Source organism: Microbulbifer echini (genome assembly GCF_041447225.1).
Taxonomy (GTDB): Bacteria; Pseudomonadota; Gammaproteobacteria; order Pseudomonadales; family Cellvibrionaceae; genus Microbulbifer; species Microbulbifer echini.
Map to the genome: position 1 here is coordinate 61,161 of NZ_JBGMEL010000015.1, position 19,652 is coordinate 80,812.

A 19,652-nucleotide genomic window follows, 5' to 3' on the forward strand; every position below is an offset into this window, starting at 1 on the left:
ACAGTGAAAATTGATATCAACTGCGATCTGGGTGAAGGTGATGATTTACACAGCTGTCACAAGGACGCCCGAATCATGCCGTTTATATCCCGCTGCAATATAGCTTGCGGTGGTCATGCAGGCTCTCCCGAAATCATGGCCAGATCTATCGAAAATGCACTACTCAACAATTTAAAGATTGGCGCTCACCCCAGCTATCCTGATCGGGACAATTTCGGCCGTAAATCCCTACCTATTTCACAAATGGAATTACTAGACTCCCTCTTCTGGCAAGTAAACCAGCTACATGAGATTGCACGTAAATTCGACACAAAACTGGACCATATCAAACTTCACGGCGCTTTATATAACGATGCCGAAACGAACCGGTATTTGGCGGAGGGGATAATTACCTTACTCTCCAGGGAATATCCTTTACTGAAAATTATCGGACTTGCCAATGGCGCAATGGAAGCTATCGCCACCGAGAAAAATCGTTTATTTTATCGGGAAGGCTTTATAGACCGACAATATTTGAACACGGGGCAACTTGTTCCGCGTTCCCTGCCGGACTCCGTTCTGCACGATATAGATAGCTGCCTGGAGCGGGCAGTCGCACTAGCGAGAGGGAGCAGATTCACAAGCTATCATGGTACTCCCCTTCAGTTTTCAGTCGACACTATTTGCTTGCATGGTGACAATCCAGAAGCAGTCAATATTGCGCAGAGACTAGCTAGTTACCTGCAACTACACGGATTGAGCATACACTCGTGACGCTGTCCCTGCACAAACCCCACCTGCAGAAGCCCGACTTTAACATTACTGCAAATGGGGATTGTGCGTTAGATATACGCTTCTCCGCTGAGCCTAGTGAAGAACTTAGTCGCTATATTATTGGGCTACGACAATATATCCAGGAACAGGGCCCCGACGACCTTATCGATCTTATCCCCGCCTACCAATGCCTGACTATTAGTTTTGATCCACTAACTCACGAAAGCGAGTCGCTTTCACAAGAGCTGCGAGTATTAACCCAGAAGTACCTTAAAATCCCCGCAAAGTTAGACAGAGACTCACGCATTATTCAAATTCCCGTTTGCTATGAAGAGGGCTTTGCCCCGGATATACATACGTTAAGCACACATACAGGCCTAACTCCCAAGCAAATAGTCCTGCTTCATACAGCCACTTGCTACCTAGTGCATATGCTGGGTTTTTCACCGGGTTTCCTGTACCTGGGTGGGCTGGACCCCAGGCTGCACTGCCCCCGCAAGAAAAAGCCTCGACTACGAATTCCCGTGGGAGCCGTTGGTATCGGTGGTAGCCAAACAGGAATTTACCCACAAGCCACAGCAGGTGGCTGGCAGATTATAGGGCAAACACCTGTCAGGCTATTCCGGCCCAGCAGCAACTCCCCCTTTATTGCAGAGCCTCTCGATATCATAAAATTCTATTCTATCGACAAGTTGGAATTTGAGGCCATTGCGTATCGAGAACAATGTAGAAGCGCCATAGATTCGTCTTTATGAGTATCCACTTTATCCGAGCCGGCTTACAAACCAGCGTCCAAGATACAGGGCGTCCAGGCTTAATGCATTATGGGATTCCCCAAGGAGGTGCCGCCGATTTCCTATCTATGAAAATAGCCAACCTGCTATTGGGCAACCCACTAAATAATCCCGTGCTGGAAATCACCCTGATTGGCCCCAGAATTGAATTCGATGATGATATATCCATAGCCATCACCGGGGCGCGATTCCAAGTTTCCTTAAATAATAAACCCGTCGACAACTTCAAAGTTCTCCAAATAAAACGTGGCGACATACTGGATTTCGAAAAATTGATCAACGGTGCTCGTGCCTATATTGGTTTTTCGGCAAAAATCTGCGTTCCAACAATTTTAAATAGTAATGCAACTCATCTCATTAGCGGATTTGGAGGGCACGGGAATAGCGCCATCGCAAACAATGATAAAATTTCTTTCAAGGCTATTCGAATAGCAGAACCTGCACAGCTCAACCAAGAGTTTCACCTGAATTACCAAGCACGCCCACTATTAAGGGTCGTTGATGGCCCAGAAAAAAACTGGTTTTGCCCAAGTACCGTGGAAAATTTCTACAAGTCTACCTTCCAAATTTCCGCTCAAAGTAATCGTATGGGTATTCGCCTTTTCCCATCGATAACCCCGAGCTCTGGTACTCTCGGTGGGACTTCAAAACACATGATTTCTTCTGGCCTCCAGCCTGGCAGCATCCAAATTCCAAACGATGGCGAACCTATAATTTCATTTATAGAGGGACAAACCATTGGTGGCTACCCTCGAATCGCACATGTAATTCGATCGGACATTCACAGACTGGGCCAACTCAAGGCAGAGGATAAAATTAATTTCCTATTAGTCAGCCAGGAAGATGCGAGACAGATCCTGAGAGAAAAACAGTATTTCCTCGAAAAACTACAAAAGCAGTTTCCGATGACATACGAGACTCCACTCACCCTCTGAAACCAATACATTTCTGGCAGCAACTCTGTCAGCCGAAAGCCTCAATAAAACTTAAACACCGCAGAAATATCGCCCTTTCTCATACAACACAACGATTCATAAAATAATTTGAATATTAAAGAAATAATTTTCGCCAATTTGGTTTGGACTGGACGGTCCCGACTGACCAGCCAGTTTTCTATCAACTCCAGCTAGACCGAAAGATCATTATTAACTAACCTCTTTGGGTTTTACCAAAACAGCGATTTGGACGAGTGTCCTACTTGGCTTACGGATAACGGGGCTGTAATTCACCACCCCCCGATGCCTGCAAAACGGCCTGGTCCAGAGAGAAAATACCAATTACCTGAAGGGGATTAATAATGATAAAAATTCTCCGTGGTTTTATAACAGCTATAATCGCCAGCTCACTTCTTATTACCTCCTATGCCCAAGCCGAACCGGGAGATTACAACTTTTGGACAACCTTAAAACACTTATTTGACCCGCCCAACGCCAATGCGCCTGTAACTTCCGAACAGGCGCAAGGAATGTATCCACTGACAATGGATGACCCGAACTTTAATGATGATTTCGATCCCGGCGATTTCAATACCTGGCAAAAAATTGATGTTCCTGCCAATAGTGGCGCTATGTGTGGTAACGGCTCCCCTTATAAGTTCTTTGTTTATCGAGTGCCTGATACCAGTAATACCATTTTTTATTTTGAAGGCGGCGGCGCCTGCTGGGATTACGAGAGCTGCTCTGGCCAGGCAGGCATACGCGGTGCACGCAACCCCAATGGTATCCCTGATGACTACCTGAGTAACGTGCATCTTTTGGATTTCACCAATTTTGATAACCTCACTACAGCGGGTGTATCTCCACTTATCTATACGCACCACCCATATAACCAATTCAAGACTGGTGAATGGAATATGGTGTACGTTCCCTATTGCACCGGTGATATTTATGTTGGTGATAAGACGGAAATCTATGAGGATAGCAGCGGTCAGAGTCCAGACTTAATCTGGCACCACAATGGCTTACGCAATGTGCAAGCTGTTACTTCGTGGGTGAAAAATAATTTACAGAAGCCCAAGCAAATGCTTGCTGCTGGATGTAGTGCAGGAAGCGTTGGTGCTCTGTTAAATTACACAAAGCTTCGTGAAGACATGAATGTCGATCACGGGTATTTGATAGACGATTCTGGCCCACTTTATCAGGCGCCCCTAGACAGTAACAATACTAGCGAGTATCCATCGCTGCCGTTACACAACGAAGTGCTGCATTCCTGGACCACTTACACAAAAGGTGGGGACCCCAATGAAGAGAACCCTATCAATGCGATAAAAGCCTTCACACCAGGGTTTGACAGTAATGAGCTTGCTTCAATTTACGCGGCACTATCTAATAAGTTCCCTTCTGATCGCCTCGGCATCACCCATTTCCTCGCGGATGGGAATTTCTCTTCCTATTCCTATGAGCGCTTCTACGAGGATATCTATAACGACCCCAACGCTGATTCCCGCTTGAGTAAATTGCGTCAACGCTGGCAGAAAGATACCCATGAAAATCTAATTCCACTGCTGAATCAGACCAGTAACTGGGGTTATTACTTCCCCATGTTTCGCAACCTGAATGAGAGCCACTGTACGACAATTATTGACCTCCACTATGGAGAGATTGCCGAACATGGATTGGAGTTGAAGGATTTCCTAAATAATATCGTGAACCACAATGGCGGCAGTATGGTTCGCGCCTATGAGACAGACGAAGTCTCTGACTTTGAGAACAACAGCAATTGGTTCTACGACCTGATAGGCCTGTTCATGTAAATAGGGCCAGTCAGGAAGCAGTGCTGCTACTTGGTTTGTAACAGCACTGCTATTTATTTAAGTACCGTAAACCGTTTCACGTGCTTCTTGCAGACGTTTGCGTAGGTACTCATGCTTGCTCATACCATCCGGAAAAGCGGTCATCTGCTGCACCTCTTCCACTATGGATCTTTCAAGGTCCTTATAAGTGGAGAAACCCGGTACTTCGGTATGCGGATCATAGCGACTGATTACCGACTGCGCCTGCTCGCGATAGATATTAAACAGCTCTTCGGCACGCTGCTTGAACTCTGCCTCATTGAGGCTATTTTTTTCCAGCCATGCCAACTTTAAAGAGAGTGCCTCATAACCAGTTACCCGGTTTTCATCTTCTACCTGCTCAATGGCATCCCAAGCCTGCTTACTGGACAGGTTACCAAGATTGGCGAAGTAATCTTTCAATGCCTGTTTTGCCTGCTCCTGATCTAGGTATGCCTTTACACGGGGGTGGTCTAGTAACTCCCTCATCTCGGAATTTTCAAGTTGTGACCAGGGTATACGCTCTGCGATATCCTGTGCCAACTTACTATTTTCCGCAATAGGGGTAATAAACTGACGCACCTTCGCCACGCTGGCCTGTACATCAATGTCGTAGTGGTCAATGCCGACAACGGCCAGAGTTGCTGCGCCGGCAAGCAATATCAATTTTTTCATAATTAGTTACCGAGCAAATGAGAGTTTTATATTTATCTATCGGTAACTATATAAGCAGAGAAAGCGGGGGGCAGGAATGGAAAGAACGTCCCAGCTGTAGACATTCACGCCAATATCTGTAAACCAGCCGGGATCACTAAAAATAAATTAGAAAGCAATGCTATACCCAGCTCAGCGGCTGCTCATCCTCTTTTTTACCCACACAGGGCTCTTTTGTAGTCTTCGGAGCAACATAACCAACTTGCTGCTCCTTCGGCAGATTGCGAGCCTCCCAGTTGGCCACAGCCTCTGCGCAAAGAGTACGCTGCTCAGTGGTAAGCACAACCCCATTAGGCCACTTTCCCAGCTCAATGGCTCGTCGCAGGCTTGCGACAATTTGTGGATTTAAATTACTTAACAATTGCTCAAATGACATACAAAACTCTCTCGCATATACAAAAAAGGCCGGTCTAAGACCGGCCTTCCGTAGCACAATTGCTAAAACAATTTATGCTTCAGCAGCTTCGTCTTCAGCTTGTGGACGATCCACCAGCTCAACGTAAGCCATAGGTGCTTTATCACCAGCGCGGAAACCACACTTCAGGATACGGATATAACCACCTGGGCGGGCTTCGTAACGGGGACCCAACTCATCAAAAAGCTTACGCACAGCATCCTTGTCACGGATACGAGCGAAAGCCAGACGACGGTTGGCAACACTGTCTTTCTTGGCCAGGGTAATCAGCGGCTCGGCGACGCGACGCAGCTCCTTGGCTTTTGGCAATGTGGTTTTAATCAGTTCGTGCTCTACCAGAGAAGCGCTCATGTTCTTGAACATGGCCTTGCGGTGAGCGCTGGTACGGCTGAACTTACGGCCACTATAGCGATGACGCATGACTCAATTCCTTACGACCACAGTTGCTGTCTCAGCAGGTCGTTCTGGAGCGGTGTCGCGCTAAGCTGTGGCACCGCTCGGGTTCTTTCTACTGGTCGCGGCATCGCCGCGACTACCAAATGCTTACAGGGGGCTTAATTTGCTGTCGCCTTTAAGACTGGCCGGTGGCCAGTTTTCCAGACGCATACCCAGTGACAAACCACGAGAAGCCAGTACGTCCTTGATTTCAGTCAGAGACTTCTTACCAAGATTCGGAGTCTTCAGCAGCTCTACTTCGGTGCGCTGAATCAGATCACCAATGTAGTAAATATTTTCTGCTTTCAGACAGTTAGCCGAACGTACAGTTAGCTCCAGGTCGTCAACCGGGCGTAGCAATACTGGATCAACCTCGGGCTCTTCAGCCTTCGGCTGTGCATCCTTTTCACCTTCCAGGTCCACAAATACTGCGAGCTGTTGCTGCAGAATAGTGGCTGCACGGCGAATAGCCTCTTCAGGATCCAGAGTACCATTGGTCTCCAGGTCCAGAACCAGCTTATCCAGATCAGTACGCTGCTCTACACGCGCACTTTCGACGCTGTAGGAAACACGGCGAACCGGGCTGTAAGATGCGTCCAGTTGCAGACGGCCAATTGCGCGGCTTTCCTCTTCCTCGTCGCGACGAGCGTCAGCCGGCTGATAACCACGGCCACGCGCTACGGTGAGACGTAAGTTGAGTTCTACATCACCAGTGATATTGGCGATCACGTGCTCAGGATTCACAATCTCGATATCGTGATCTACCTGGATATCTCCAGCAGTCACTGCACCTGCGCCCTTCTTGCTCAGACTCAATATCGCCTGATCCTTACCGTGCATAACAACCGCGATTTCTTTCAGGTTGAGCAGGATTTCAATAACATCTTCCTGCACACCTTCAATCGCGCTGTACTCGTGCTCGACACCGTCGATTTCAACTTCGGTGACGGCGCAGCCCGGCATGGAGGACAGCAGGATGCGACGCAGCGCATTGCCAAGAGTGTGGCCAAAGCCACGCTCCAGGGGCTCCAGAACCACTTTGGCGTGATTCTGATTGTACTCGGTGACGTCAATACGACGCGGTGTCAAAAACTCGTTGACAGCAGTCTGCATAGCCATACCTGTTTACAGTTGCATTCCTTAAAGTGGAGTTATTGTTACTTGGAGTACAGTTCCACGATAAGGTTTTCGTTGATCTCTGCCGGCAGATCGACACGATCTGGAATGCGCTTGAAAGTGCCTTCCAGTTTGCTCGCGTTTATGTCTACCCACTCGACATCGCCACGCTGGGCAGCGAGGGAAACGGAATTCTGGATACGCAGCTGCTTCTTGGCTTTCTCACGAACTGCAATTACATCACCTTCTTTCACTTGGTAAGAAGGAATGTTTACAGTAGTGCCATTTACCAGAATCGCTTTGTGGGAAACCAGCTGACGCGCTTCAGAGCGAGTTGATCCGAAACCCATGCGGTAAACCACATTGTCCAGGCGTTTTTCCAGAAGTTGCAGCAGGTTTTCACCAGTTGCACCCTTCAGACGCGCCGCTTCCTTATAGTAGTTGCGGAACTGCTTTTCCAGTACGCCGTAGATACGACGAACTTTCTGCTTCTCGCGCAGCTGGATACCGTAGTCGGACAGACGGCCACGACCAGCGCCATGCTGACCGGGCTTGGATTCTGCGCGACACTTAGAGTCGTGTGGACGAACACCACTCTTCAGCTGCAGGTCAGTCCCTTCACGACGGGACAGTTTACATTTTGGTCCAATATAACGTGCCATTTTATCAGCCCCCTCTTACACGCGACGTTTCTTGGGCGGACGACAACCATTATGCGGGATTGGCGTCACGTCGGTGATGTTGGTGATCTTGTAGCCGCAGTTGTTCAGTGCGCGAACAGCAGATTCGCGACCGGGGCCGGGGCCCTTTACTTCTACGTCAAGGTTTTTCAGGCCGTAGTCCTGAGCTGCAGTTCCTGCGCGCTCAGCGGCAACCTGGGCTGCAAACGGGGTGCTCTTACGTGAGCCACGGAAGCCAGATCCACCTGCGGTGGCCCAGCTGAGAGTATTACCCTGGCGATCAGTGATCGTCACGATCGTGTTATTGAACGATGCGTGGATGTGGGCAATACCGTCAACAACGGTCTTTTTGACCTTTTTGCGAACAGTAGTTTTTGGCTTAGCCATACCAGTATCCTAAATCCTGTATCAAATCCCCTCGGCTTTACACCGGAAAGGGGCTTGTTAAACCGCGATATCGCGCCTTAATCAGGCTTACTTGCGAATCGGCTTGCGCGGACCCTTACGGGTACGAGCATTGGTCTTGGTGCGCTGACCACGCAGCGGCAAGCTGCGACGGTGACGCAGACCGCGATAGCAACCCAGGTCCATCAAACGCTTGATGTTCATGGATACTTCACGGCGCAGGTCGCCCTCTACAGTGAGTTTTGCAACTTCACCGCGGATGGTTTCGATCTGCTCTTCAGACAGGTCGCGGATTTTGGTGGATTCAGCGATACCAACCGCTGCCAAAATTGACTTTGACTTAGTGAGACCTACCCCATAAATGTGGGTCAGGGAGATCACGGCGTGCTTGTGGTCTGGTACATTGACACCAGCAATACGTGCCATAGAGGCGTACTCCACGTATTGGAGCCACTGCTATAAATAAGTATGTGACTCTACTTTGATTTCGGCGCTGACAGCGACTAAAAAACCGACGGCGCCACCAAAAAGGCGCGCAAGAATAGCTTTTTAGACACTAATTTGCAATAGCCCACGACCGCTTCGGCCTCCCGAAACGGCTGTGGACGACAGTCAACGCCCCCTAGTTGGAGGTCCACCCTTTGGACTGACCTCCGACCTCATCGAAATTCTCTGAGGTATTGCCACCTGAAACGGGGCTGTAACAGATGGCGAATTCTTCCAGCTTCTACAGGATACCCCCATTGGGCGTATCCTGTAAGGGGCTGGCCCCTATTAGCCTTGACGCTGCTTGTGACGCGGCTCAGCGCTGCAGATTACCCGCAGAACACCCTTGCGACGTACGATTTTGCAGTTACGGCAGATCTTTTTTACAGAAGCGCGTACTTTCATGACCTTACCTCAATTCAATCAAACTGCGAGCAGGTGACGCACTAGCGACGACCGTAGCTTTGCAGGTTCGCTTTTTTCATCAAGCCTTCGTACTGGTGTGACAACAAATGCGATTGCACCTGTGCCATAAAGTCCATCACTACTACTACAACGATCAGCAGCGAGGTACCCCCCAGATAGAAGGGAACGTTAAACCCAACCACCAGGAACTGCGGTAGCAGGGATACCAGTGCGATATACACAGCACCAACCAGGGTGAGTCGGGTCAGTACGCTATCGATATAGCGAGCTGTCTGCTCACCTGGACGGATACCAGGTACATAGGCACCAGACTTTTTCAGGTTATCCGCAACTTCATTCGGGTTAAACATCAACGCCGTGTAGAAGAAACAGAAGAAACCTATCAGCAGTGCGAACAGAATAATGTTCAGCGGCTGTCCTGGACCTAGCTGCAAGGCCATCCACTGCAGGATCTGGGCACCGATACCCTCACCACCCTGACCAAACCACTGCGCCAGCGTAGCCGGAAACAGCAGGATACTGCTGGCAAAAATAACCGGAATAACACCGGCCATATTTACCTTCAGAGGCAGATGGCTCGCCTGTGCAGCCGGAGCTGCGGAATAGCGACCGGCCTGACGCCTGGCGTGGTTGATGGTAATTCGACGCTGCCCGCGCTCCATCACCACTACAAAGAACACCACAGCCAACGCAATCACACCGATGATAAGCAGCATAAGAATATGCAACTCACCCTGCCGTGCCTGCTCAAAGGCCTGTCCGATGGCGCCGGGCAAGCCAGCTACGATACCGGCAAAAATCAGCATGGAGATGCCGTTGCCAACACCGCGCTCGGTGATTTGCTCACCAAGCCACATCATGAATACAGCACCGGTCACCAGTGACGTTACCGCCACAAAGTAAAAACCAAACGCGGGCTCAGATGAGTAAGCCAGATTTTGCCCTGCCAGTCCGAAAGTCATGCCAATACCCTGTATCAGGGCCAGCAATACCGTCAGATAGCGGGTGTACTGGTTGATCTTACGTCTTCCGGCCTCCCCTTCCTTCTTCAAAGCCTCCAGAGAGGGAGTCACCGCACTCATCAACTGCATAATGATGGATGCGGAGATGTAGGGCATGATGCCCAGAGCCAAAATACTCATCCTTTCCAGGGCGCCGCCTGAGAACATGTTAAACAGACCAAGGATCGTTCCCTGGTTCTGGTTAAACAGATTCGACAGCTTTTCCGGATCAATGCCGGGCACCGGAATATGTGTCCCCAGTCGATAAACAAGTATCGCTAGAAACAGAAAACGAAGGCGAGCCCAGAGCTCGCCCAATCCCTTGCTGTTGCCCAGGGGATTTCCACCGGATCCTGGTCGTGCCATTGGCGCCTCGATTAGTCTTCTATTTTACCGCCAGCAGCTTCGATAGCCGCCTTTGCACCTTTAGTGATTCCCAGGCCCTTTACGGTAACAGCTTTGCTAAGCTCACCTGAGAGAAACACTTTGGCGCGTTTGATATGGCCGCCGATGATATCGGCATTCTTCAGCGCTGCCAAATCGATTACGTCACTTTCTACCTTGGCCAGCTCTGCCAAACGTACTTCTGCGGTGAAGCGAGAAACACGAGCGGTGAAACCGTACTTAGGCAGACGCTTCTGCAAAGGCATCTGACCGCCCTCGAAGCCCGGACGAACACTGCCGCCGGAGCGTGACTTTTGACCTTTGTGGCCACGGCCACCGGTCTTACCTAAACCACTACCAATACCACGGCCAACGCGCTTGGCGCTGTGCTTGTGGCCTTGTGCGGGAGACAGGTCATTCAAACGCATGTTATTCCCCCTCAACCTTAATCAGGTAGTTTACTTTGTTGATCATACCGCGCACGGAAGGAGTATCTTCCACTTCCACTGTGTGGCCGATGCGGCGCAGGCCCAGACCCGCAACGCACGCCTGATGGCTTTTCAGGCGTCCGTTGGTGCTTTTGGTCTGGGTGACTTTAATGGTCTTCTTAGCCATGGTCTTAACCCACCAATAACCTTAAATCCGAGCTGTGATTAGCCCAGAATCTCTTCGACTGATTTACCACGCTTGGCAGCGACATCTTCCGGGCTCTGCATTTGATCCAGAGCCTTAAAGGTTGCGCGCACTACGTTCACCGGGTTGGTGGAGCCGTAGCACTTGGCCAATACGTTGTGTACACCAGCCATTTCCAGTACGGAGCGCATAGCGCCGCCGGCAATTACACCGGTACCCTGGGAGGCTGGTTGCATGTAAACCTTGGAACCACCATGACGACCATTGGTAGCGTACTGGATGGTGTCACCATTCAGATCTACCTGGATCATGTTGCGGCGTGCAGCTTCCATCGCCTTCTGAATCGCGACAGGCACTTCACGCGCCTTGCCACGTCCGAAACCGACACGGCCGTTGCCGTCGCCAACTACGGTCAGTGCGGTAAAGGCGAAGATACGACCACCTTTAACAGTCTTGGCAACGCGGTTGACCTGGACCAGCTTCTCCTGCAGGCCTTCGTCGTTGCTTTTGTCTTTCTCTCTAGCCATAACTCAACCCTTAGAATTTCAGACCGGCTTCGCGAGCGGCATCAGCCAAGGCCTTGATACGGCCATGGTACTTAAAGCCGCTGCGATCAAAGGCAACAACTTCAACACCAGCAGCCTTGGCACGCTCGGCGATTAATTTGCCAACCGCGGTAGCGGCGTCGATGTTACCGGTTTTACTCTCGCGCAGGTCCTTGTCCAGGGTAGAGGCGGATGCCAATACCGCATTGCCTTCGGCAGACAGGATCTGTGCGTACATGTGACGCGGAGTACGGTTCACGGTGAGGCGAACGGCGCCCAGCTCACTGATCTTGGCGCGGGCACGACGTGCACGACGCAAGCGAGATGCTTTCTTAACGTTCATATCTATGCCCTACTTACTTCTTCTTGGCCTCTTTGCGATACACACGCTCATCGGCATAACGGACACCCTTACCTTTGTAGGGCTCCGGCGGACGAAACGCGCGGATCTCAGCGGCCACTTGGCCCAGCAGCTGTTTATTGCTGCTCTTGAGTACGATTTCAGTCTGGGATGGCGTTTCCGCAGTCACACCTTCCGGCAACTGATAATCGATCGGATGGGAGAAGCCCAAGGTCAGGTTAACCGTTTTACCGGCGGCTTTCGCACGATAACCAACACCCAGCAACTTCAGCTTCTTCTCGAAGCCAGCGCTTACGCCTATCACCATGTTATTGACCAGTGCACGGGTAGTACCCGCGAGTGCCCTGGCCTGCTTGGAGTTATTGCGCGCGGCAAAAGTCAGCTGGCTATCAGCCTGGCCTACTTCTACATCACTGTGAATAACCATATCCAGGTTACCGCTACCGCCTTTAACAGCGATGTTTTGACCTTTCAGGTCAACGGTAACACCTGCGGGGAGAACTACCGGATTACTTGCTACTCGAGACATTGTGACCCCCGCTTAGAATACGGTGCAAAGCACTTCACCACCGACACCGGCCTGACGCGCAGCACGATCAGTCATCACACCGTTAGAGGTGGAAACGATCGCGATACCCAGGCCACCGCGTACGGTTGGTAGAGCTTTTTTACCAGTGTAAGCACGCAGTCCCGGACGGGATACGCGGTTCAGTTCGGCGATAACCGGCTTGCCCTGGAAGTATTTCAGGGCAACGGTCAGCTCCGGCTTGGCACCTTCACTTACAGTCAAATCAGTAACGTAACCTTCGTCTTTCAGGACTTTAGCTACCGCCACTTTCAGTTTGGATGAAGGCAGGGTGACTTCCGCTTTTCCGCGCGCCAGGGCGTTACGGATGCGAGTCAGCATATCTGCCAACGGATCTTGCATACTCATCTTATGAGACTCCTCAAATCTGCCTTAAACCAGCTGGTAATTACCAGCTGGACTTCACGAGGCCAGGAACATCACCACGCATTGCGGCTTCGCGCAACTTGTTACGGCACAGGCCGAACTTGCGGTAAACAGCGTGGGGGCGACCAGTGATACGGCAGCGACGTTGCTGACGTACCGGGCTTGCATCGCGCGGCATTTTTTGCAGCTTGAGTTGAGCCTCCCACTGCTCTTCTTCAGAAGCAGTGGCACTGGCGATGATCGCCTTCAGCTCTTGACGCTTCTCGGCGTACTTAGCTGCGGTTCGAGCGCGCTTATTTTCACGCGCAATCATGGATTTCTTCGCCATGGAATCCTCTTAACCCTTAAAAGGGAAGTTGAACGCTTTCAGCAGCGCACGACCTTGATCGTCGTTTGCGGCTGTGGTTGTAATACAAATATCCAGACCGCGGATCTTGTCTACTTTGTCGTAGTCAACTTCCGGGAAGATGATTTGCTCGGTTACACCCATAGAGAAGTTACCACGGCCGTCGAATTGCTTCGGGCTAATGCCACGGAAGTCACGGATACGTGGAATCGCGATGTCGATCAGACGTTCCAGGAACTCATACATACGCTCACCGCGCAGAGTTACCTTACAACCGATCGGCCAGCCGTCGCGAATCTTAAAGCCCGCAATAGACTTGCGAGCATTAGTAACGATGGGTTTTTGACCTGAAATTGCTGTCATATCGCTGACAGCGTGCTCCAGTACCTTCTTATCACCAATCGCTTCACCAACACCCATGTTGATGGTGACTTTGGTGATGCGCGGCACTGCCATCACATTCTCGAGACCCAGCTCATCTTTAAGCTTGGGCGCGAGTTCCTTACTGTAGAGCTCTTTAAGCTTTGCCATGTCTACCAACCTGCTTTTGCGTCAAGAGCCTTAGATGGCTTCGCCGCTGGATTTGAAGACGCGAATCTTAGTGCCGTCTTCCAGTACTTTAAAGCCCACCCGGTCAGCTTTTTGGGTGTTAGGGTTAAAGATGGCTACGTTAGAAGCTTGGATAGCCGCTTCTTTTTCAACGATGCCACCTGCAATACCCATCTGCGGGTTTGGCTTTTGGTGCTTTTTGATCATCTGTATGCCGGAAACAATCAGACGACCGTCGTTCAGTACTTTACGTACTGAACCACGCTTGCCCTTGTCGCGACCGGCGATAACGATCACTTCGTCGTCACGCTTGATCTTGCGCATAACTCTTCTCCGCTCGAGGCCTAGATAACTTCGGGGGCGAGGGAGATGATCTTCATGAACTTCTCACCGCGCAGTTCGCGAGTTACCGGACCAAAAATACGGGTGCCAACCGGCGCCAGTTGCTGGTTCAGCAGCACCGCTGCGTTATCGTCAAATTTAATCAGTGAACCATCCGCGCGACGCACACCTTTTCTGGTGCGAACCACAACAGCGTTCATTACCTGACCTTTCTTCACTTTACCGCGGGGAATGGCTTCCTTAACGGTTACCTTGATAATGTCGCCCACGCCGGCATAACGACGATGGGAGCCGCCCAGCACCTTGATGCACATGACGCGGCGAGCCCCACTGTTGTCAGCTACTTCTAAGTAGGATTCCGCTTGAATCATTGTCTCTCTCCGAAACCTTTCAATTCGGCAGTCAATGCGCTAGGGCTTATACCTTCGCCGCACGCTCTACAATTTTCTGTAAAGCCCAGGATTTGCTCTTGGACAGCGGACGAGATTCTTCAATAGTTACAACATCACCGATGTTGCAATCATTGTTCTCATCATGAGCCTTAAGCTTTGTGGACTTGTTTACAATTTTGCCGTAGATCGGGTGCTTAACACGGCGCTCGATCAAAACGGTGATGGTTTTATCCATCTTGTCACTCACAACCTTTCCGGTCAGAGTACGCTTCAGTTTTGCTTCAGCCATGATTAATTACCTGCCTTCTCGGTCAACACAGTCTTTATGCGAGCAATGTCGCGACGAGTCTGCTTCAGCAGATGAGTCTGAGCCAGCTGACCGGTGGACTTTTGCATACGAAGCTTAAATTGAGCTTCTAGCTGGTTCAGCAGTTCCTGGTTCAGCTCTTCAACTGACTTTTCGCGTAGATCTGCAGTCTTCATTACATCACCGAACGCTTAACGAAAGTTGTCTTTACAGGTAGCTTGGCCGCAGCAAGTGCGAAAGCCTCACGAGCCAGCTCTTCGGTCACACCCTCCATTTCATAGAGGACTTTACCCGGCTGGATCTGAGCTACCCAGTATTCAACGCCACCTTTACCTTTACCCATTCGAACTTCGAGGGGTTTATTGGTAATTGGCTTGTCCGGAAACACACGAATCCAGATTTTACCGCCACGCTTAACGTGACGAGTCATTGCGCGACGAGCCGCTTCGATCTGGCGCGCAGTAATGCGACCGCGACCGGTGGCCTTAAGGCCAAACTCGCCAAAGCTCACTTTAGAGCCGCGCTGAGAAAGACCGCGGTTGCGACCTTTCTGTACCTTGCGGAATTTTGTACGCTTTGGTTGCAGCATTTGCGTACCCCTTATTTAGAAGCTTTCTTGCGGCTCTTTACCGGCTTTTCATCGGGCACTTCGTCACCGATAACTTCACCTTTAAAGATCCACACCTTGATACCGATGATGCCGTAGGTAGTCTTTGCTTCAACAGCGGCATAGTCGATGTTGGCACGCAGGGTGTGCAAGGGCACACGACCTTCGCGATACCATTCGGTACGTGCGATTTCCGCACCACCGAGACGACCACTTACCTGAATCTTGATACCTTCGGCGCCCTGACGCATAGCGTTCTGCACGGCACGCTTCATAGCGCGACGGAACATAACACGGCGTTCCAGCTGCTGGGCAACGTTCTGGCCAACCAGAGCCGCGTCCATATCAGGCTTGCGCACTTCTTCGATATCGATGTGCACAGGTACGCCCATTTGCGCGCCAACTTCTTTGCGCAAACGTTCTACGTCTTCACCTTTTTTACCGATCACGATACCCGGACGCGCAGTGTGAATAGTCACACGAGCGGTATTCGCCGGACGTTCGATTTCGATACGGCTCACGGAAGCGTGGGCCAGTTTTTTGCGAATAAATTCGCGAACTTTCAGATCCGTGTACAGCTTGTCTGCGTACTCGTCGCTGCCGGCATACCAAACAGAGGTATGCTTTTTAACGATACCCAGACGAATGCCGGTAGGATGTACTTTTTGTCCCATGGTTTTCTCGCCTGCTCTCTTATTTCTCGGCCACTTTCACAGTGATGTGACAAGTACGCTTAAGAATGCGATCAGCACGACCTTTCGCACGCGGTTTAATGCGCTTCATGGTCATACCTTCGTCCACAAAAATTGTGGACACCTTCAGCTCGTCAACGTCAGCACCTTCGTTGTGCTCGGCGTTGGCAATGGCCGACTCCAGTACTTTCTTGACGATCGCTGCACCCTTTTTATTGCTAAAAGCAAGAATATCCAGGGCTTCTTCAACGCCTTTGCCGCGAACTTGATCAGCTACCAGTCGCGCCTTTTGCGCCGATAGACGTGCGCCGCGTAATTTTGCTGCTACTTCCATCTTTATAACCTCGGCTTAGCGCTTCTTCGCTTTCTTGTCCGCAGCGTGGCCGCGGTAAGTGCGGGTGGCAGCGAACTCGCCCAGTTTATGGCCAACCATTTCTTCGTTAACCAAAACGGGCACGTGTTGACGACCGTTGTGCACGGCAATCGTAAGTCCAACCATTTCCGGCATAATCATGGAACGGCGGGACCAGGTTTTAATCGGTCGACGATCATTGGCTTGAATCGCCGCCTCCACCTTCTTGATCAGGTGCAGATCAATGAAGGGACCTTTCTTTAATGAGCGTGGCACTGTCGATTCCTCTCTAGCTGCTCAGACATCGCGCGGCTTACTTGCCGCGACGACGTACAATCATCTTATCGGTGCGCTTGTTCTTGCGCGTTTTCTTACCCTTGGTCGGAACGCCCCACGGAGTAACCGGGTGACGGCCACCAGAGGTACGGCCTTCACCACCACCGTGCGGGTGATCTACCGGGTTCATCGCCACACCGCGAACGGTAGGACGAACACCACGCCAGCGAGCAGCACCGGCTTTACCCAGCTTACGCAGGCTGTGCTCGGAGTTGCTTACTTCACCCAGGGTCGCACGACATTCAGCGAGAACCTTGCGCATTTCACCAGAGCGCAGACGAATGGTCGCATACTGACCTTCGCGAGCTACCAGCTGCACAGAGGCACCAGCAGAACGAGCCAGCTGAGCACCTTTACCAGGCTTCAGCTCAATCCCGTGAATTACAGAACCTACCGGAACATTACGCAGAGGCAGGGTGTTGCCCACAGCAATCGGTGCGGCATCGCCGGACTGAATGGTGGCACCAGCCTTTAGGCCCTTTGGTGCAATAATGTAACGACGCTCACCATCGGCGTAACAAACCAAAGCGATGTGCGCGCTGCGGTTCGGATCGTACTCAAGGCGCTCAACTTTAGCCGGAATACCGTCTTTGTTGCGCTTGAAGTCGATTACACGATAGTGCTGCTTGTGACCACCACCGATATGACGGGTAGTGATACGACCATTGTTGTTACGGCCACCGCTTTTGCTTTTACTCTCCAGCAATGGAGCGTAAGGAGCACCTTTATGTAGATCGGAGTTAACAATCTTAACTAGGTGGCGACGGCCGGCAGAGGTCGGTTTTGTTTTTACAATTGCCATTGTAACAGTCCCCTTTACTCAGCAGCTTCAAAGTTGATGTCGCTGCCTTCAGCCAGGCGAACGTAGGCTTTTTTCCAGTCGCTGCGACGGCCCATGCCGTTGCGGGTGCGCTTGGTTTTGCCCTTTACGTTCACGGTGCGAACCTGTTCAACGGAAACGTTAAACAGCTTTTCAACCGCAGCCTTGATCTCGGCTTTTTCAGCATCGGTGGATACCTTAAAAACCACTTGATTGGCGCTATCGGCCAGCCCTGCAGCTTTTTCGGAAATTACCGGGCCCAGCAATACTTTGTAGAGTCGCTCTTGGTTCATCCCAGCACCTCTTCAATTTTCTTGAGCGCAGAAACGGTAACCACGACCTTATCAAAGCGAATCAAGCTTACGGGATCGATCGCCTGTACATCGCGAACATCGATCTTGTGCAAGTTGCGTGAGGCAAGGTAGAGGTTTTCACTAACCTCTTCAGTCACGATCAGCGCGTCGGACAGGTCAAACTGAGCCAGTTTGCTAACCAGTTGCTTGGTTTTGGGAGCGTCCACATCGAAGGACTCAACCACGACCAGTCGCTCTTGGCGAGCCAGCTCAGACAGGATGCAACGCAGCGCAGCGCGGTACATCTTTTTGTTCAGCTTAACGCTGTGATCGCGCGGGTCGGCGGCGAACGTTACACCACCGGAGCGCCACAGCGGGCTGCGAATAGTACCGGCACGAGCACGCCCAGTACCTTTTTGGCGCCAGGGCTTTTTACCGCCACCGGAAACATCAGAACGATTCTTCTGCGCCTTGGTACCCTGACGAGCGCCAGCCATATAGGCGACGACGGCCTGGTGTACCAGATCTTGGTTGAACTCACGTCCGAAAGTCACTTCAGAGACAGCTACTGTGCCTTTAGCGCCTTCGGGAGTAGCGATATTCAGTTCCATATCTAATTCCCCTCAGACTTAGGCTTTTACTGCCGGACGAACGATAACGTTGCCACCGGGAGCACCGGGTACAGCGCCTTTAACCAGCAATAGGTTACGCTCGACATCGACACGAACTACTTCCAGGTTCTGCACGGTCACACGCTCAGCACCCATATGTCCAGCCATCTTCTTGCCTTTCCATACGCGGCCAGGAGTCTGGCACTGACCGATAGAACCGGGAGCGCGGTGAGACAGGGAGTTGCCGTGGGTTGCGTCTTGCATGCTGAAGTTCCAGCGCTTAATGCCGCCCTGGAAGCCTTTACCCTTGGAAGTGCCGGTTACGTCGATTATTTGTCCAGCTTCGAAGCTGCTTACAGTGATTTCAGAACCGATTTCGAAAGTCTCTTCAGAACCGTCAGTGCGCAGTTCGAAAAGATTGGTGCCAGCCTCTACATTGGCTTTGGCGAAGTGGCCCGCTTCGGGCTTGGAGACACGGGAAGCCTTACGGTTACCCACTGCTACTTGAACAGCGGTATAGCCATCGGTTTCCACAGTTTTCACCTGGGTGACGCGATTCGGAGTAACCTCAACAACAGTTACCGGAATGGACACGCCATCTTCGGTGAAGACGCGAGTCATGCCGCTCTTGCGGCCGACAATACCTATAGTCATCTTATTAACCTCTCAGTGCACGGGGCTTTAACCCACTGCGGCCGCCCAGTTTCAGAGCGTTACACTACCCAGACCTTTTTCGCCCGGGGTTCGGTAGTTAGTAAAAGTGTTAGCCGAGACTAATTTGGACCTCAACACCGGCCGCCAGATCAAGCTTCATCAGCGCGTCGACGGTTTTTTCGGTAGGTTCAACGATGTCCAGCAAACGCTTGTGAGTACGGATCTCGTACTGGTCGCGAGCGTCTTTATTAACGTGCGGGGAAATCAGTACGGTGTACTTCTCTTTGCGAGTCGGCAGCGGGATTGGACCGCGAACTTGCGCGCCAGTGCGCTTAGCCGTCTCTACGATCTCCTGGGTAGACGCGTCGATCAATTTATGGTCGAACGCCTTCAGGCGAATTCGGATACGTTGACCCTGCATGGAATCAAACTCCAACTTGTGAACTAAAGAACGTCCTTTTCCGCAGCCCCGAGGGCGGGC

34 protein-coding genes are annotated in these 19,652 nt (G+C 51.2%); 4 read left to right on the forward strand and 30 right to left on the reverse strand.

Features of this window, described 5'->3' with window-relative positions:
* Positions 1-3 precede the first annotated feature (3 nt).
* The 4 genes from pxpA (at position 4) to ACCI51_RS14855 (ending at position 4,299) form a co-directional block, all read left to right on the forward strand.
* Positions 4-753, forward strand: a complete 750-nt coding sequence (gene pxpA / locus ACCI51_RS14840) for a 5-oxoprolinase subunit PxpA (RefSeq protein ID WP_299584172.1) — start codon at positions 4-6, stop codon at positions 751-753.
* The gene (pxpB, locus tag ACCI51_RS14845) at positions 750-1,508 is read left to right on the forward strand and encodes a 5-oxoprolinase subunit PxpB (protein ID WP_371844299.1); all 759 of its coding nucleotides are present in this window, start codon (positions 750-752) and stop codon (positions 1,506-1,508) included. Before pxpA ends, pxpB begins: the two co-directional genes overlap by 4 nt.
* Positions 1,505-2,482: a 5-oxoprolinase subunit C family protein gene (locus ACCI51_RS14850; protein ID WP_371844301.1), complete on the forward strand. Its 978-nt coding sequence runs from the start codon at positions 1,505-1,507 to the stop codon at positions 2,480-2,482. Before pxpB ends, ACCI51_RS14850 begins: the two co-directional genes overlap by 4 nt.
* A gap of 362 nt (positions 2,483-2,844) precedes the next feature.
* Positions 2,845-4,299: a pectin acetylesterase-family hydrolase gene (locus tag ACCI51_RS14855; RefSeq protein ID WP_371844302.1), complete on the forward strand. Its 1,455-nt coding sequence runs from the start codon at positions 2,845-2,847 to the stop codon at positions 4,297-4,299.
* 57 nt (positions 4,300-4,356) lie between these two features.
* On the opposite strand, the gene ACCI51_RS14860 is transcribed toward ACCI51_RS14855, so the two are convergent.
* The 30 genes from ACCI51_RS14860 to rpsJ all read right to left on the reverse strand — a co-directional run bounded on the left by ACCI51_RS14860 (position 4,357) and on the right by rpsJ (position 19,592).
* Positions 4,357-4,992, reverse strand: coding sequence for a hypothetical protein (locus ACCI51_RS14860; protein ID WP_371844304.1), 636 nt, complete (start codon positions 4,990-4,992; stop codon positions 4,357-4,359).
* Between the two features lie 160 nt (positions 4,993-5,152).
* A complete protein-coding gene (locus tag ACCI51_RS14865) occupies positions 5,153-5,407 on the reverse strand; it encodes a YeaC family protein (protein WP_299584157.1) in 255 nt (84 codons plus the stop codon).
* 72 nt (positions 5,408-5,479) lie between these two features.
* Complete coding sequence (gene rplQ, locus ACCI51_RS14870) at positions 5,480-5,866, reverse strand: 50S ribosomal protein L17 (RefSeq protein WP_299584155.1); 387 nt, start codon at positions 5,864-5,866, stop codon at positions 5,480-5,482.
* Positions 5,867-5,989: 123 nt separating this feature from the next.
* Entirely contained in the window at positions 5,990-6,994 is a 1,005-nt protein-coding gene (locus tag ACCI51_RS14875) for a DNA-directed RNA polymerase subunit alpha (protein WP_299584152.1), read from the reverse strand.
* A 44-nt stretch (positions 6,995-7,038) separates the two neighbouring features.
* Positions 7,039-7,659: a 30S ribosomal protein S4 gene (rpsD, locus tag ACCI51_RS14880; RefSeq protein ID WP_299584149.1), complete on the reverse strand. Its 621-nt coding sequence runs from the start codon at positions 7,657-7,659 to the stop codon at positions 7,039-7,041.
* A gap of 15 nt (positions 7,660-7,674) precedes the next feature.
* Positions 7,675-8,064: a 30S ribosomal protein S11 gene (rpsK, locus tag ACCI51_RS14885; RefSeq protein WP_143729411.1), complete on the reverse strand. Its 390-nt coding sequence runs from the start codon at positions 8,062-8,064 to the stop codon at positions 7,675-7,677.
* Positions 8,065-8,151: 87 nt separating this feature from the next.
* A complete protein-coding gene (rpsM, locus tag ACCI51_RS14890; RefSeq protein ID WP_020411405.1) occupies positions 8,152-8,508 on the reverse strand; it encodes a 30S ribosomal protein S13 in 357 nt (118 codons plus the stop codon).
* 348 nt (positions 8,509-8,856) lie between these two features.
* The gene (gene rpmJ / locus ACCI51_RS14895) at positions 8,857-8,973 is read right to left on the reverse strand and encodes a 50S ribosomal protein L36 (RefSeq protein WP_010133825.1); all 117 of its coding nucleotides are present in this window, start codon (positions 8,971-8,973) and stop codon (positions 8,857-8,859) included.
* 41 nt (positions 8,974-9,014) lie between these two features.
* Positions 9,015-10,361 (reverse strand): preprotein translocase subunit SecY, encoded by a 1,347-nt coding sequence (gene secY, locus ACCI51_RS14900; protein WP_143729412.1) that lies wholly within the window; start codon positions 10,359-10,361, stop codon positions 9,015-9,017.
* A gap of 11 nt (positions 10,362-10,372) precedes the next feature.
* Positions 10,373-10,807, reverse strand: a complete 435-nt coding sequence (gene rplO / locus ACCI51_RS14905) for a 50S ribosomal protein L15 (protein ID WP_299584146.1) — start codon at positions 10,805-10,807, stop codon at positions 10,373-10,375.
* A gap of 1 nt (position 10,808) precedes the next feature.
* Positions 10,809-10,994, reverse strand: coding sequence for a 50S ribosomal protein L30 (gene rpmD, locus ACCI51_RS14910; RefSeq protein ID WP_299584143.1), 186 nt, complete (start codon positions 10,992-10,994; stop codon positions 10,809-10,811).
* A 38-nt stretch (positions 10,995-11,032) separates the two neighbouring features.
* The gene (gene rpsE, locus ACCI51_RS14915; protein ID WP_073277521.1) at positions 11,033-11,539 is read right to left on the reverse strand and encodes a 30S ribosomal protein S5; all 507 of its coding nucleotides are present in this window, start codon (positions 11,537-11,539) and stop codon (positions 11,033-11,035) included.
* 10 nt (positions 11,540-11,549) lie between these two features.
* Positions 11,550-11,900, reverse strand: a complete 351-nt coding sequence (rplR, locus tag ACCI51_RS14920; protein WP_299584140.1) for a 50S ribosomal protein L18 — start codon at positions 11,898-11,900, stop codon at positions 11,550-11,552.
* Between the two features lie 13 nt (positions 11,901-11,913).
* Positions 11,914-12,447, reverse strand: coding sequence for a 50S ribosomal protein L6 (gene rplF / locus ACCI51_RS14925; protein WP_299584136.1), 534 nt, complete (start codon positions 12,445-12,447; stop codon positions 11,914-11,916).
* A 12-nt stretch (positions 12,448-12,459) separates the two neighbouring features.
* On the reverse strand, positions 12,460-12,852 hold the full coding sequence (rpsH, locus tag ACCI51_RS14930; RefSeq protein WP_299584133.1) for a 30S ribosomal protein S8: 393 nt from the start codon (positions 12,850-12,852) through the stop codon (positions 12,460-12,462).
* Positions 12,853-12,892: 40 nt separating this feature from the next.
* Positions 12,893-13,198, reverse strand: a complete 306-nt coding sequence (gene rpsN / locus ACCI51_RS14935; RefSeq protein WP_152451155.1) for a 30S ribosomal protein S14 — start codon at positions 13,196-13,198, stop codon at positions 12,893-12,895.
* A 9-nt stretch (positions 13,199-13,207) separates the two neighbouring features.
* The gene (gene rplE / locus ACCI51_RS14940) at positions 13,208-13,747 is read right to left on the reverse strand and encodes a 50S ribosomal protein L5 (RefSeq protein ID WP_299584130.1); all 540 of its coding nucleotides are present in this window, start codon (positions 13,745-13,747) and stop codon (positions 13,208-13,210) included.
* Positions 13,748-13,777: 30 nt separating this feature from the next.
* Complete coding sequence (rplX, locus tag ACCI51_RS14945) at positions 13,778-14,089, reverse strand: 50S ribosomal protein L24 (protein WP_108731661.1); 312 nt, start codon at positions 14,087-14,089, stop codon at positions 13,778-13,780.
* Positions 14,090-14,109: 20 nt separating this feature from the next.
* Complete coding sequence (gene rplN / locus ACCI51_RS14950) at positions 14,110-14,478, reverse strand: 50S ribosomal protein L14 (protein ID WP_143729420.1); 369 nt, start codon at positions 14,476-14,478, stop codon at positions 14,110-14,112.
* A gap of 46 nt (positions 14,479-14,524) precedes the next feature.
* Positions 14,525-14,788: a 30S ribosomal protein S17 gene (gene rpsQ, locus ACCI51_RS14955; RefSeq protein ID WP_299584127.1), complete on the reverse strand. Its 264-nt coding sequence runs from the start codon at positions 14,786-14,788 to the stop codon at positions 14,525-14,527.
* A 2-nt stretch (positions 14,789-14,790) separates the two neighbouring features.
* Positions 14,791-14,982: a 50S ribosomal protein L29 gene (rpmC, locus tag ACCI51_RS14960; protein WP_020411392.1), complete on the reverse strand. Its 192-nt coding sequence runs from the start codon at positions 14,980-14,982 to the stop codon at positions 14,791-14,793.
* Complete coding sequence (gene rplP, locus ACCI51_RS14965) at positions 14,982-15,395, reverse strand: 50S ribosomal protein L16 (protein ID WP_299584124.1); 414 nt, start codon at positions 15,393-15,395, stop codon at positions 14,982-14,984. Before rplP ends, rpmC begins: the two co-directional genes overlap by 1 nt.
* 11 nt (positions 15,396-15,406) lie before the next feature.
* Entirely contained in the window at positions 15,407-16,087 is a 681-nt protein-coding gene (gene rpsC / locus ACCI51_RS14970; RefSeq protein WP_299584121.1) for a 30S ribosomal protein S3, read from the reverse strand.
* A 19-nt stretch (positions 16,088-16,106) separates the two neighbouring features.
* A complete protein-coding gene (gene rplV / locus ACCI51_RS14975) occupies positions 16,107-16,439 on the reverse strand; it encodes a 50S ribosomal protein L22 (protein WP_020411389.1) in 333 nt (110 codons plus the stop codon).
* Between the two features lie 15 nt (positions 16,440-16,454).
* Positions 16,455-16,733: a 30S ribosomal protein S19 gene (rpsS, locus tag ACCI51_RS14980; protein WP_299584118.1), complete on the reverse strand. Its 279-nt coding sequence runs from the start codon at positions 16,731-16,733 to the stop codon at positions 16,455-16,457.
* A gap of 37 nt (positions 16,734-16,770) precedes the next feature.
* Positions 16,771-17,595, reverse strand: a complete 825-nt coding sequence (gene rplB, locus ACCI51_RS14985; RefSeq protein WP_299584115.1) for a 50S ribosomal protein L2 — start codon at positions 17,593-17,595, stop codon at positions 16,771-16,773.
* A gap of 14 nt (positions 17,596-17,609) precedes the next feature.
* Positions 17,610-17,906, reverse strand: a complete 297-nt coding sequence (gene rplW, locus ACCI51_RS14990) for a 50S ribosomal protein L23 (protein ID WP_299584113.1) — start codon at positions 17,904-17,906, stop codon at positions 17,610-17,612.
* Entirely contained in the window at positions 17,903-18,517 is a 615-nt protein-coding gene (rplD, locus tag ACCI51_RS14995) for a 50S ribosomal protein L4 (RefSeq protein ID WP_371844308.1), read from the reverse strand. The genes rplW and rplD overlap by 4 nt, the downstream gene beginning before the upstream one ends.
* A gap of 18 nt (positions 18,518-18,535) precedes the next feature.
* Complete coding sequence (gene rplC / locus ACCI51_RS15000) at positions 18,536-19,171, reverse strand: 50S ribosomal protein L3 (protein ID WP_299584111.1); 636 nt, start codon at positions 19,169-19,171, stop codon at positions 18,536-18,538.
* A gap of 109 nt (positions 19,172-19,280) precedes the next feature.
* Positions 19,281-19,592: a 30S ribosomal protein S10 gene (gene rpsJ / locus ACCI51_RS15005; RefSeq protein WP_010133849.1), complete on the reverse strand. Its 312-nt coding sequence runs from the start codon at positions 19,590-19,592 to the stop codon at positions 19,281-19,283.
* Positions 19,593-19,652 lie beyond the last annotated feature (60 nt).